Raw genomic sequence first — 13,104 nt, 5'->3', positions numbered from 1 at the left:
AGTGGAGTGGCTGACGGATAATGGTTCATGCTACCGGGCTAATGAAACACGCCAGTTCGCCCGGATGTTGGGACTTGAACCGAAGAACACGGCGGTGCGGAGTCCGGAGAGTAACGGAATAGCAGAGAGCTTCGTGAAAACGATAAAGCGTGACTACATCAGTATCATGCCCAAACCAGACGGGTTAACGGCAGCAAAGAACCTTGCAGAGGCGTTCGAGCATTATAACGAATGGCATCCGCATAGTGCGCTGGGTTATCGCTCGCCACGGGAATATCTGCGGCAGCGGGCTTGTAATGGGTTAAGTGATAACAGATGTCTGGAAATATAGGGGCAAATCCACCCGGTTCGCCCGGGCTCTGCACCGATAACACACTTAACTGTATGCATGCAGCGTACGTTGGCAAAGTGCCGAACGTACGCAATCCTCTTTTCCGAACCGGACGATCCCAACCATTTCATCTTCTTCGAAACGTTCCAGCGCGTCACTTAATCCGGAGCACACGCCGCGAGGCAAATCGCATTGCGTGATATCACCGTTGACGATAACCGTCACGTTCTCCCCGAGGCGGGTTAAAAACATTTTCATTTGCGCGGCAGTCACATTCTGCGCCTCGTCAAGAATGACGACTGCATTTTCAAAGGTACGTCCACGCATATAGGCGAACGGCGCGATTTCCACCTTCCCTATTTCCGGTCGCAGGCAGTACTGCATAAAGGAAGCCCCTAAGCGCCGGACCAGCACGTCGTAGACCGGGCGAAAATAGGGAGCAAACTTTTCTGCGATATCACCAGGTAAGAAGCCAAGATCTTCATCGGCTTGCAGAACTGGACGGGTGACGATAATCCTGTCGACATCCTTATGTATCAGGGCCTCTGCCGCTTTTGCTGCGCTGATCCAGGTTTTTCCGCACCCGGCTTCGCCCGTGGCGAATATCAGCTGCTTACTCTCAATAGCCTTCAGATAGTGCAATTGCGCTTCATTTCGCGCGAGGATGGGCGAGGTATCGCGACTGTCGCGGGCCATACCAATGGCTTCTACGCCGCTCATCTGCACAAGCGAGGTGACCGATTCTTCTTCACGCTGCTTATGGCTGCGCGAATCCCGTCTCAGCACACGTTTTGCCTCGCGACGAGCTTTGATCACTGCTTTTTGTCTTCCCATGGAGAGCACCTTGAGTTGTTTGTATTCATCACACGCGCCGTTGGCAGCGCGATTATGCGCACGAACATCAGAGGGTTGGCTTCCTTGTAAGCCATAGTTTGCTTTTGGATAAAATGCCGAAAAACGGCTACGCGCACCGTTTACGGCGTCGGTAACACATGAAAAGAAAGGATGAGGTTGAAAATGCAAAGTGACGAGATGACTACCGGAGGAGAAAACTCCGCGAGTGGTGGCGCGTTGATTATCTAAAACATGTCCAGTACAGGACGTTACCATCCGCGATCTCCATAGTGACTGACTATCACTGCCGGGAACTTCCGCTGCTACTTAATAAGTACAACAGATCTCGCATTTTATTGCAACAATATATTTACTTATATTTAACTATAAAACACTATTTCAGTGACATTAGTTTCTACTGGAAAGATGACAGAGTGATGACAGTGATGAAAAAAGCTGTGTGCTTTCAGCAGGATTTGCATCAGGCATCAGTGCACGATCGCCGGATGCGGCGTGAACGCCTTATCCAGCCTACCAAACCCGCACTGATTGTAGGCATGATAAGACGCGCAAGCGTCGCATCAGGCATCTGCGCACAAATGCCTTATCCGCCTAAAAACATTAAACCCGCAATAACGCGCTTCCGAGATAATCGTTCGCGTCCTTCACTCCCGGCAGCGAAAAAAAATAACCGCCGCCGATAGGTTTAACGTATTCCTCCAGCGCTTCGCCATTGAGCCTTTTTTGTACTGTCAGGAAGCCTTTTTCCAGATCGTGTTGGTAGCAGACAAACAGCAACCCCATATCCAGTTGTCCGGAGTTGGTGACCCCCAACGAATAACTGTAGCCGCGACGCAGCATCAGGCTGGACTCACTCTCCGCCGTGCGGGGATTCGCCAGCCGGATATGGCTGTCCAGCGCGATCACCTTCCCTTCCGGGTCGCTGGCGTAATCAGGCACATCATGCTCATGCTGCATTCCCAGCGGCGCACCGGTTTGCTTATCACGGCCAAAAATCGTCTGCTGTTCTTTCAGCGGCGTTCTGTCCCAAAATTCCACTCGAAACTGAATCAAGCGTACTGCCTGATAGCTGCCACCGATTGTCCACGCAGGCTCCTGCTGATCTGCCGTTACCCACACCACTTTTTGCATCAACTTATCATTCTGGCTATCGGGATTGGCAGTGCCGTCTTTAAAGCCCAGCAAATTAATCGGCGTCTCTTTGCCTTTACTACGCGCTGCGTGATCGGAAATAAACCCTTCCCGCTTCCAGCGCACGCTGAGCAAATCCGGCGTGTGTTTGATGATATCGCGCAGCGCATGGATCACCGTGTCCTGGGTGTTGGCGCAAATTTGTAGCAACACATCACCATGGCATAACGCCGCATCCAGCGAGTCGTTGGGGAAACGCGTCATCTTCTGCAACTTTTTCGGCATCTGTGGCGCAAGGCCAAACCGCTCATCAAACAATGAGTGACCCACCGATAACGTGATGGTGAGATTATCGGGCGCAATGTAGCCGCCAAGAATGCCGGAATCGAGTGGTGGCAGGCGCGGATTTGGCGTTTCTGGTGCCGCTCCGCCCTGAGTCAGAAAAGCAAAACGCTGAGTCAACAAGCGAAACAACCGTTCAAGATCGGCTTTATCGCTGGCAAGCACATCAAACGCCACCAGCATCATTGCGGCCTGTTGTGGCGTCAGGATCCCTGCCTGATGCTCACCATAAAACGGCTGTTTCTCATTGCGTGCATCCGGTGAAAGCGTACCCGGCGCACTTTGCGTTTTTTGTGCATGAGCGACCGGACAACTTCCCGCCAGCGCCAGCGCACCTATCACTTTCAGTAAACGTCGGCGTGACGGTTCATTCACGCCGTTTTCATCTTTATACTGCATAACGCTTAATCCAGTCCCAGCACACCGCGAAGTTGCGCCAGATCTTCCGCCTGCGCAGTAATCGGTCCTTTCAGTGCATTCCGGTCGGCATCGGTCAATTTGTCGTAGGTTTCAAAACCGTCTTTAGTACGGTATTTCGCCAGAATGGTATCGACCTTTTTAAAGTTGGCATCGACTTTTGCCAGCAGTTCCGGGTTGGCTTTTTGCAGTTGTGGACGCAGCAAATCGACAATTTTCTGCGAGCCTTCAACGTTAGCCTGGAAATCCCACAGATCGGTGTGGCTGTAGCGATCTTCTTCACCGCTAATTTTGCTGGCTGCCACTTCCTCAATCAGTCCGGCTGCGCCGCCGACCACTTTTGAAGGTGGGAAAGCCAGTTCACTGATGCGTTTTTGCAAATCGACCACATCTGTATAAAGCTGCTCAGCGTACTGATCCATCCCTTTGGTGGTGTTGTCGCCAAACAATGCTTTTTCCAGACGGTGGAAACCAGTGAATTTTGGGTCGGCGGCTTTTTGCTCGTAATCATCTTCACGGGCGTCAATGCTGCCATCCAGATCGGAGAACAGTTCAGCAATCGGTTCAATGCGCTCATAGTGCTGGCGCGTCGGCGCATACAGTGCTTTCGCTTTTTCGATATCGCCAGCTTTAATCGCGTCGGTAAAGGCTTTGGTGTCGGTCACCAGCTGCGTGGTTTCCGCCATGACATACGCTTTATATGCAGTAATTGCACCACCAAGACTTAACAGCGCATCACTTTGCGCCGCATCCGCCGTTGCCTCACCTTTGACGATCAACTTCCCTTTCGGGTTAGTCAGCAGACCGCAGGTCATATCGTATTCGCCAGGCTGTAAATTCGCCGTCATTTTCTGGCTAAAACCAGGGGCGATATTTTCCCGCTCTTCCACCACCATCACGCCTTTGAGGATCTCCCACTCCAGCGCCTTCTGGCTATGGTTCTGAATAATGAACTGTGTTTTCCCGGCGTTAACCGTAATGGTCATCGGTTCGCACTGCTTATCCGTCACGGTCACTTTGACCTGCGGCACATCAGCGGCGTTAGCCATAAAAGCAGAAGAAAACAGCGCAGCCACGCTCAACTGCAATGCGTTACGGCAGAAGTTAATGGTCATGACGAGACTATCCCTTTAAAGTATGTTGTAACTAAGCAAGAGTTTGCGTCGTATTTGTTACGCGGAGCGAGACGCTGTCGCCCCTGCGCGTGGTGGCAGAGCAAATGCCACCAGCGCCGGGATGAGATAAATAAACCAGACGGCGACTTCGCTGACGCTCGGCGCTTCCTGATAGCCAAAAATCCCTTCCATCAGCGTGCCAAACAGCGAGTGAGTTGAGAGCACCGCACTCATATCGAAGGCGATTTCCTGAAAGTGGTTCCACAATCCGGCTTCATGAAATGCGCGAATGGCACCAGCTGCCAGCCCTGCGGCGACGAAGAGAATAAACAGGCTGGTCCATTTAAAAAATGCACCAAGATTGAGGCGAATACCGCCCCAGTAGAGCAGAAAGCCGAGCACCACGGCTGTAGCAAGACCGAGCATTGCACCCAGCGGCGGCCAGATCCCGACATCTTGTTGAAATGCCGCCAGCAGGAAAAAGACCGACTCCAGCCCTTCCCTTGCAACGGCAAAAAAGACCATCATCACCAGCGCCCAGCCATGATGATTTCCACGCTACAATGCACTATCGACTGCCTGTTCCAGTTGCACTTACGTTGCGCGACACTTTGCGCATCCAGAAAACCATCCAGGTAAGGATCACCACGGCGATCACCGCCACGATACCTTCAAACAGTTCCTGTTCTTTTTGCGGAAATTCGCCGGTGGTTTCGTTAATGAAGATCCCCAGGCCCAGGCACAACGCAGCGGCAAGCAACACGCCAATCCACATCACACCAATCCATCGGCCTCGCTGGGTACGCTTAAGATAGCTGGCAATCAAACTGACAATCAGCGCGGCTTCAAGTCCTTCGCGCAACATAATGAGAAACGGAACAAACATGCCACCCACCCTTAAACGTTTTTCTGAGTCAATCTATGCAAAGAAAAGTAAATCGCAGTGATAGCGATTATCATTACGGTAAAGAAAAATACAAGCGGAATGTTTATAAAATGATGTTGGAATGTAAACAAAGAGAGGTAATGCCAGGGGATATAAACGATTATTCCAGGGTAGAAAGATGGGATTGTTTGCAAAGAACCATGTGTTCTTGCCGGATGCCGCGTAAACGCCATATCCAGCCGACAAAACTGTCCAGACTCAATGCATCAGAGCTTCCATGTAAAACTGATAAGCGGGTGTATCAAGCAATTTCGTCCATCCGCGATTATCAAATCTAACTTTTTGCCCGGAACATAATAACAGCTCGGGTGTTGGTGGCGTCAAAATCGCTGAAGCGTTCCCCGAAGGCCGGGACAGCCCACATGGATGTGGGCTGAGGGCGCGTCTTACAGGACGTTACCTCGCGCCCGACCCGGTAGCCGAAGGGGATAAGCTGAAGGTACCGCGCAGCGGCGATTTTGTTCGCCAGAGCCCGGGGGTGCACAGGGGGCGGCGGCGATTGGCCGCCCCCTGCGCGCTCCCTGCACCATTCAATTTATATGGCGAGGCACATTAAGGGAGCGCAACCCGCTGCTGAAGCCAAACAAAACCGCCGCAGGCTAAGTCCCTTAGCTTTCCTGCAACCGTGACGGCGGAGCCGAATGATAGTGCGCATCGGCCTCGGCAAAGCGTTTTTGCATCGCCGCTGACGGCGCTTTACCCAGCAAACTAAACACTACAATCCCGATACTGCCGAAGATGAAGCCCGGAATAATTTCGTACAGTCCCAGCCAGCCGAACTGCTTCCAGACGATAACCGTCAGCGCACCGATGATCATCCCCGCCAGTGCACCGTTACGCGTCATGCGTGACCACATCACCGAGAACAGCACCACCGGACCAAACGCCGCGCCAAAGCCTGCCCACGCGTAGCTCACTAAGCCCAGCACGCGGTTTTCCGGGTTTGCCGCCAGCGCAATCGCCACCAGCGCCACCACCAGCACCATCACACGCCCTACCCACACCAGCTCTTTCTGGCTGGCATGTTTACGCAGAAACGCTTTGTATAAATCTTCGGTAATCGCACTGGAGCACACCAGCAGTTGGCAACTTAAGGTTGACATTACCGCCGCCAGAATTGCCGACAGCAGAATCCCGGCAATCCACGGGTTAAACAGAATTTGCGCCAGTTCGATAAACACGCGCTCGGCGTTCTGGTTTACCGCGCCTGCTACCGCCGGGTGCTCATTAAAGTAAGCAATCCCAAAGAAGCCGACAGCCACCGCCCCTGCCAGGCAGAGGATCATCCAGGTCATACTGATACGACGCGCATGGACAATGCTGTGGTGAGAATCCGCCGCCATAAAACGCGCCAGAATGTGCGGCTGCCCGAAGTAACCCAGCCCCCAACCCATCAGTGAGATAATGGCAACAAAGTTCAGACCTTTGAGCATATCAACGTTTTCGATGCTCTTTTGTTTGATCACTTCCAGCGAGTCACCAAAGCCACCGACACTGATAATGACGATAACCGGTGTCAGGATCAGGGCAAAAATCATCAGGCTGGCCTGTACAGTGTCAGTCCAGCTCACCGCGAGGAAACCGCCAATAAAGGTGTAAAGGATCGTCGCCGCAGCTCCCGCCCACAGAGCCGTTTCGTAGCTCATGCCAAAGGTACTTTCAAACAGACGCGCGCCTGCCACAATGCCCGAAGCGCAATAAATGGTGAAGAACAGCAAAATAACCAGCGCGGAGATAATGCGCAAAATGCGGCTTTTATCTTCAAAACGCCCGGTGAAATAATCCGGCAATGTTAAGGCGTTATTATTGTATTCGGTATGCACACGCAACCGCCCGGCCACCAGCTTCCAGTTGATCCACGCGCCTAATGTCAGGCCAATGGCGATCCAGCTTTCGGAAATCCCGGAAAGAAAAACCGCGCCAGGCAACCCCATTAACAGCCAGCCGCTCATATCCGACGCACCCGCCGATAATGCCGTCACAAATGGCCCAAGACTACGACCGCCCAGAATATAGTCGTCAAAGTTTTTCGTTGATCGCCAGGCGATAAACCCAATCAATATCATGCCAAAGATATAGACACAAAATGTCACCAACATCGGTGTGCTAATAGCCATCTAAAGTCTCCAAAAAATTATTATCGGCAATGTCGAAACTTGCCGTTATATCTGCAACCGGAACGGGGTAACAGAGTTTATTTTTTACCAGGGCGACCGTATCCTGCCGGAAGCGCTGGTTATTCACAATCGATTTAACACACCATTTACATTAAATTTTAGTGCTCAGCGACACTATTTTTCATCAGGTTGCACTCTCTCACATTTTTTGCGGTTGCACCTTTCAAAAATGTTAACTGCCGCAGAGAAAAAGTCTGAGTTATTTTTTTAATCCCTGTCATATCAATTTCTTTTATTAACATTTCATTCATTTTTAAGCTTGCTACGCAGGTCACATTTAACATGGTTGCACAAAGTTGCAACATCATGGATATTTCACGATAACGTTAAGTTGCACCTTTCAGAACAACAGGAGTAATGGCATGGGAACCACCACCATGGGGGTTAAGCTGGACGACGCGACGCGTGAGCGTATTAAGTCTGCCGCGACACGTATCGATCGCACGCCACACTGGTTAATTAAGCAGGCGATTTTTTCTTATCTCGAACAACTGGAAAACAGCGATACTCTGCCAGAGCTACCTGCGCTGCTTTCTGGTGCTGCCAATGAGAGCGATGAAGCACCGACTCCGGCAGAGGAACCACACCAGCCATTCCTCGACTTTGCCGAGCAAATTTTGCCCCAGTCGGTTTCCCGCGCCGCGATCACCGCGGCCTATCGTCGCCCGGAAACCGAAGCGGTTTCTATGCTGCTGGAACAAGCCCGCCTGCCGCAGCTAGTTGCTGAACAGGCGCATAAACTGGCATATCAACTGGCCGATAAACTGCGTAATCAAAAAAATGCCAGTGGTCGCGCAGGTATGGTCCAAGGGTTATTGCAGGAGTTTTCGCTGTCATCGCAGGAAGGCGTGGCGCTGATGTGTCTGGCGGAAGCGTTGTTGCGTATTCCCGACAAAGCCACCCGCGACGCGTTAATTCGCGACAAAATCAGCAACTGTAACTGGCAGTCACACATTGGTCGTAGCCCGTCACTGTTTGTTAATGCCGCTACCTGGGGGCTGTTGTTTACTGGCAAACTGGTTTCCACCCATAACGAAGCCAGCCTCTCCCGCTCGCTGAACCGCATTATCGGTAAAAGCGGTGAACCGCTGATCCGCAAAGGTGTGGATATGGCGATGCGCCTGATGGGCGAGCAGTTCGTCACGGGTGAAACCATCGCGGAAGCGTTAGCCAATGCCCGCAAGCTGGAAGAGAAAGGTTTCCGTTACTCTTACGATATGCTGGGCGAAGCTGCACTGACTGCCGCAGACGCACAGGCGTATATGGTTTCCTATCAGCAGGCGATTCACGCCATTGGTAAAGCGTCTAACGGTCGTGGCATCTATGAAGGTCCGGGCATTTCAATCAAGCTGTCGGCGCTGCATCCGCGCTACAGCCGCGCCCAGTATGACCGGGTAATGGAAGAGCTTTACCCGCGTCTGAAATCACTCACCCTGCTGGCGCGTCAGTATGATATTGGTATTAACATCGATGCCGAAGAGGCCGATCGTCTGGAGATCTCCCTCGATCTGCTGGAAAATCTCTGTTTCGAGCCGGAACTGGCAGGCTGGAACGCATCGGTTTTGTTATTCAGGCTTATCAAAAACGCTGCCCGTTGGTGATCGATTACCTGGTTGATCTCGCCACCCGCAGCCGTCGCCGTCTGATGATTCGCCTGGTGAAAGGCGCGTACTGGGATAGTGAAATCAAGCGTGCGCAGATGGACGGCCTTGAAGGCTATCCGGTTTATACCCGCAAGGTGTATACCGACGTTTCTTATCTCGCCTGTGCGAAAAAGCTGCTGGCGGTGCCGAATCTAATCTACCCGCAGTTCGCGACGCACAACGCCCATACGCTGGCAGCGATTTATCAACTGGCAGGTCAGAACTACTATCCGGGTCAGTACGAGTTCCAGTGCCTGCATGGTATGGGCGAGCCACTGTACGAGCAGGTCACAGGGAAAGTTGCCGACGGTAAACTTAACCGACCGTGTCGTATTTATGCCCCGGTTGGCACATATGAAACGCTGCTGGCGTATCTGGTGCGTCGCCTGCTGGAAAACGGTGCTAACACCTCGTTTGTTAACCGTATTGCCGACACCTCTTTGCCACTGGATGAACTGGTCGCCGATCCGGTCACTGCTGTAGAAAAACTGGCGCAACAGGAAGGGCAAACTGGATTACCGCATCCGAAAATTCCCCTGCCGCGCGATCTTTACGGTCACGGGCGCGACAACTCGGCAGGGCTGGATCTCGCTAACGAACACCGTCTGGCCTCGCTCTCCTCTGCCCTGCTCAATAGTGCACTGCAAAAATGGCAGGCCTTGCCAATGCTGGAACAACCGGTAGCGGCAGGTGAGATGTCGCCCGTTATTAACCCTGCGGAACCGAAAGATATTGTGGGCTTTGTGCGTGAAGCCACGCCGCGTGAAGTAGAACAGGCGCTGGAAAGTGCGGTTAATAACGCGCCAATCTGGTTTGCCACGCCTCCGGCTGAACGCGCGGCGATTTTGCATCGCGCTGCCGTGCTAATGGAAAGCCAGATGCAGCAACTGATTGGTATTCTGGTGCGTGAAGCCGGAAAAACCTTCAGTAACGCTATTGCCGAAGTGCGCGAAGCGGTCGATTTTCTCCACTACTACGCCGGACAGGTGCGGGATGATTTCGCTAACGAAACCCACCGTCCATTAGGGCCTGTGGTGTGTATCAGTCCGTGGAACTTCCCGCTGGCTATTTTCACCGGGCAGATCGCTGCCGCACTGGCGGCAGGTAACAGCGTGCTGGCAAAACCGGCAGAACAAACGCCGCTGATTGCCGCGCAAGGGATCGCCATTTTGCTGGAAGCGGGTGTACCCCCTGGCGTGGTGCAATTGCTGCCAGGTCAGGGGGAAACCGTGGGCGCGCAACTGACGGGTGATGATCGCGTGCGCGGGGTGATGTTTACCGGTTCAACCGAAGTCGCTACGTTACTGCAGTGCAATATCGCCAGCCGCCTGGACGCTCAGGGTCGCCCTATTCCGCTCATCGCTGAAACCGGCGGCATGAACGCGATGATTGTCGATTCTTCAGCACTGACCGAACAAGTCGTCGTGGATGTGCTGGCCTCGGCGTTCGACAGTGCGGGTCAGCGTTGTTCGGCACTGCGCGTGCTGTGCCTGCAAGATGAGATTGCGACCACACGTTGAAAATGCTGCGCGGTGCAATGGCCGAATGCCGGATGGGTAATCCGGGTCGCCTGACCACCGATATCGGTCCGGTGATTGATAGCGAAGCGAAAGCCAATATTGAGCGCCATATTCAGACCATGCGTAGCAAAGGCCGTCCGGTGTTCCAGGCGGTGCGGGAAAACAGCGAAGATGCCCGTGAATGGCAAAGCGGCACCTTTGTCGCCCCGACGCTGATCGAACTGGATGACTTTGCCGAATTGCACAAAGAGGTCTTTGGTCCGGTGCTGCATGTGGTGCGTTACAACCGTAACCAGCTACCAGAGCTGATCGAGCAGATTAACGCTTCCGGCTATGGTCTGACGCTTGGTGTCCATACGCGTATTGATGAAACCATCGCCCAGGTCACTGGCTCGGCCCATGTTGGTAACCTGTATGTTAACCGTAATATGGTGGGCGCAGTGGTTGGTGTGCAGCCGTTCGGCGGCGAAGGGTTGTCCGGTACCGGGCCGAAAGCAGGCGGTCCGCTCTATCTCTACCGTCTGCTGGCGAATCGCCCGGAAAGTGCGCTGGCAGTGACGCTCGCGCGTCAGGATGCAGAGTATCCGGTCGATGCACAGTTGAAAGCCGCATTGACTCAGCCGCTAAATGCACTGCGGGAATGGGCAGCAAATCGTCCAGAATTGCAGGCGTTATGTACGCAATATGGCGAGCTGGCGCAGGCAGGAATACAACGATTGCTGCCGGGGCCGACGGGTGAACGCAACACCTGGACGCTGCTGCCGCGTGAGCGCGTGTTGTGTATTGCCGATGATGAGCAGGATGCGCTGACTCAGCTCGCCGCCGTGCTGGCGGTGGGCAGCCAGGTACTGTGGCCGGATGACGCGCTGCATCGTCAGCTAGTAAAGGCATTGCCATCGGCAGTCAGCGAACGTATTCAACTGGCGAAAGCGGAAAATATAACCGCTCAACCCTTTGATGCGGTGATCTTCCACGGTGATTCGGATCAGCTTCGCGCATTGTGTGAAGCCGTTGCTGCGCGGGATGGAGCAATTGTTTCGGTGCAGGGTTTTGCCCGTGGCGAAAGCAATATCCTTCTGGAACGGCTGTATATCGAACGTTCGCTGAGTGTGAATACCGCTGCCGCTGGCGGTAACGCCAGTTTAATGACGATCGGTTAAACAGGTAGCCGGAGGATGTTACACCCTCCTCCGGCATCTTTAACGTGGTCGAATCCCCTCAATAATAATCCGCTGCACGTTTTCAACCGTTTGATTGAAAAATACCTCATCGCGCAACGTTGCGCCTGTCACCGCCTCCACCTGAGGGGCGAAATCGGCGTAATGTTGAGTGGAAGCCCAAATAATAAAAATCAAATGCTGCGGATCAATCGGCGCGAGTTTGCCGCTTTTGACCCAACCGGCAATCAGCGCCGATTTCTCATCAATTAATGCCTTCAAATCGCCCGTCAGTTCATCCATTAACAGCGGCGCGCCTGCCAGCATCTCCATACAGAACAGGCGCGAAGCCTGCGGATAATCGCGTGAGACTTCCAGCTTCAGACGGATGTACTCTTTGATCGCCGCCAGCGGGGCGAAATCTTCACGAAACGCTTTTAACGGTGCCAGCCAGATATCGAGAATCTGCCGCAGCACGGCAATATACAGCGCCTCTTTTGACGGAAAGTAATACAGCAGATTGGTTTTTGAAACACCCGCCAACTCTGCGATCTGCTCCAGCCTTGTGCCGTGAAAACCGAATTGTGAAAAAGTGTCCAGTGCTGCGCTAAGAATCGCTTTTTTCTTCGCGCTTACTGCGCGCGAACGTTTACCCGTTGTTTTCACTGCGCCTTGCGTCATGCGCTCTCCCCTCTTGTAGATTGGCAACAGGATAGCAAAACCCCCGCCCGGCCTCGACCTTCTGCACTCTCATCGCGCACGGATGCATGTTTTATGTGCAACTGTTTTGACCGTTTAGTCCACTTTTTACCAGATATTTTAGATAACACAATGCTAACACATTAATAACATTCACTTTTTAAAAACTGGCATCCGCTTTGCAAACAAGCCAATACGCGGCTGAAAAGGATATGCAGGATGCAGCGCCCCGTCTGACTTTCACTTTACGAGACGAAGAGAGGTTGATGATGAAAATTGGCGTATTCGTACCTATTGGCAACAACGGCTGGCTCATTTCGACCCACGCGCCGCAGTACATGCCGACCTTTGAACTGAATAAAGCCATTGTGCAAAAAGCGGAGCATTACCATTTCGATTTCGCCCTGTTGAAGTGGCACACTGAATTTGGCCACCTGAACAGAGGTGATATGCTCACCTCAGAACAACACAGGTGCTCCAATGAAAAAAAGAAATTTTAGCGCAGAGTTTAAACGCGAATCCGCTCAACTGGTTGTTGACCAGAAATACACGGTGGCAGATGCCGCCAAAGCTATGGATGTTGGCCTTTCCACAATGACAAGATGGGGCAAACAACTGCGTGATGAGCGTCAGGGCAAAACACCAAAAGCCTCTCCGATAACACCAGAACAAATCGAAATACGTAAGCTGAGGAAAAAGCTACAACGCATTGAAATGGAGAATGAAATATTAAAAAAGGCTACCGCGCTCTTGATGTCAGACTCCCTGAAC

Annotated in this window: 8 protein-coding genes and 4 pseudogenes; 5 read left to right on the top strand and 7 right to left on the bottom strand. The window is 52.7% G+C overall.

Features of this window, described 5'->3' with window-relative positions; genetic code table 11:
• Positions 1–331, top strand: a 331-nt coding sequence (locus BHE85_RS02345) for an integrase core domain-containing protein (RefSeq protein WP_000321149.1), incomplete at its 5' end; no start/stop codon positions are given.
• 45 nt (positions 332–376) lie between these two features.
• On the opposite strand, the gene phoH is transcribed toward BHE85_RS02345, so the two are convergent.
• From phoH to efeU, 4 genes and pseudogenes are all read right to left on the bottom strand, one after another.
• Positions 377–1,165 carry a phosphate starvation-inducible protein PhoH gene (gene phoH, locus BHE85_RS02340; protein ID WP_000533533.1) on the bottom strand — a complete coding sequence of 263 codons (789 nt, stop codon included), beginning with the start codon at positions 1,163–1,165 and terminating at the stop codon, positions 377–379.
• A 621-nt stretch (positions 1,166–1,786) separates the two neighbouring features.
• On the bottom strand, positions 1,787–3,058 hold the full coding sequence (gene efeB / locus BHE85_RS02335; protein ID WP_001199474.1) for an iron uptake transporter deferrochelatase/peroxidase subunit: 1,272 nt from the start codon (positions 3,056–3,058) through the stop codon (positions 1,787–1,789).
• 5 nt (positions 3,059–3,063) lie between these two features.
• Positions 3,064–4,191 (bottom strand): iron uptake system protein EfeO, encoded by a 1,128-nt coding sequence (gene efeO, locus BHE85_RS02330; protein WP_000154358.1) that lies wholly within the window; start codon positions 4,189–4,191, stop codon positions 3,064–3,066.
• A gap of 57 nt (positions 4,192–4,248) precedes the next feature.
• Positions 4,249–5,077: pseudogene (efeU, locus tag BHE85_RS02325) on the bottom strand (iron uptake transporter permease EfeU).
• A 35-nt stretch (positions 5,078–5,112) separates the two neighbouring features.
• Between efeU and BHE85_RS27020 the strand changes: the two are divergent.
• Positions 5,113–5,415, top strand: a complete 303-nt coding sequence (locus BHE85_RS27020; protein WP_032324610.1) for a hypothetical protein — start codon at positions 5,113–5,115, stop codon at positions 5,413–5,415.
• A 330-nt stretch (positions 5,416–5,745) separates the two neighbouring features.
• On the opposite strand, the gene putP is transcribed toward BHE85_RS27020, so the two are convergent.
• A complete protein-coding gene (gene putP, locus BHE85_RS02315; protein ID WP_001018486.1) occupies positions 5,746–7,254 on the bottom strand; it encodes a sodium/proline symporter PutP in 1,509 nt (502 codons plus the stop codon).
• 158 nt (positions 7,255–7,412) lie between these two features.
• Positions 7,413–7,622 carry a hypothetical protein gene (locus BHE85_RS02310; protein ID WP_000979516.1) on the bottom strand — a complete coding sequence of 70 codons (210 nt, stop codon included), beginning with the start codon at positions 7,620–7,622 and terminating at the stop codon, positions 7,413–7,415.
• Between the two features lie 54 nt (positions 7,623–7,676).
• Between BHE85_RS02310 and putA the strand changes: the two are divergent.
• A pseudogene (putA, locus tag BHE85_RS02305) lies at positions 7,677–11,637 on the top strand (trifunctional transcriptional regulator/proline dehydrogenase/L-glutamate gamma-semialdehyde dehydrogenase).
• 39 nt (positions 11,638–11,676) lie between these two features.
• Here putA and rutR read toward each other — a convergent pair.
• Complete coding sequence (gene rutR, locus BHE85_RS02300) at positions 11,677–12,315, bottom strand: HTH-type transcriptional regulator RutR (protein ID WP_004984743.1); 639 nt, start codon at positions 12,313–12,315, stop codon at positions 11,677–11,679.
• 287 nt (positions 12,316–12,602) lie between these two features.
• On the opposite strand from rutR, the pseudogene BHE85_RS02295 reads away from it, so the two are divergent.
• Together BHE85_RS02295 and BHE85_RS02290 are read left to right on the top strand one after the other, a co-directional pair.
• Positions 12,603–12,740, top strand: a pseudogene (locus BHE85_RS02295) (pyrimidine utilization protein A); the annotation flags it as partial.
• A gap of 73 nt (positions 12,741–12,813) precedes the next feature.
• Positions 12,814–13,104: pseudogene (locus BHE85_RS02290) on the top strand (transposase); the annotation flags it as partial.

The sequence above is a fragment of the Shigella sp. FC1567 genome, from assembly GCF_001743015.1.
GTDB lineage: Bacteria > Pseudomonadota > Gammaproteobacteria > Enterobacterales > Enterobacteriaceae > Escherichia > Escherichia coli.
The sequence above is the reverse complement of the archived record's forward strand: the minus strand, read 5'-3'. Positions and strand labels throughout refer to the sequence as shown.

What these genes read in the sequence shown, in the direction of transcription:
- phoH (WP_000533533.1), bottom strand. Translation starts at nt 1,165, where the DNA reads ATGGGAAGACAAAAAGCAGTGATCAAAGCTCGTCGCGAGGCAAAACGT.
- efeB (WP_001199474.1), bottom strand. Translation starts at nt 3,058, where the DNA reads ATGCAGTATAAAGATGAAAACGGCGTGAATGAACCGTCACGCCGACGT.
- efeO (WP_000154358.1), bottom strand. Translation starts at nt 4,191, where the DNA reads ATGACCATTAACTTCTGCCGTAACGCATTGCAGTTGAGCGTGGCTGCG.
- BHE85_RS27020 (WP_032324610.1), top strand. Translation starts at nt 5,113, where the DNA reads ATGCAAAGAAAAGTAAATCGCAGTGATAGCGATTATCATTACGGTAAA.
- putP (WP_001018486.1), bottom strand. Translation starts at nt 7,254, where the DNA reads ATGGCTATTAGCACACCGATGTTGGTGACATTTTGTGTCTATATCTTT.
- BHE85_RS02310 (WP_000979516.1), bottom strand. Translation starts at nt 7,622, where the DNA reads ATGATGTTGCAACTTTGTGCAACCATGTTAAATGTGACCTGCGTAGCA.
- rutR (WP_004984743.1), bottom strand. Translation starts at nt 12,315, where the DNA reads ATGACGCAAGGCGCAGTGAAAACAACGGGTAAACGTTCGCGCGCAGTA.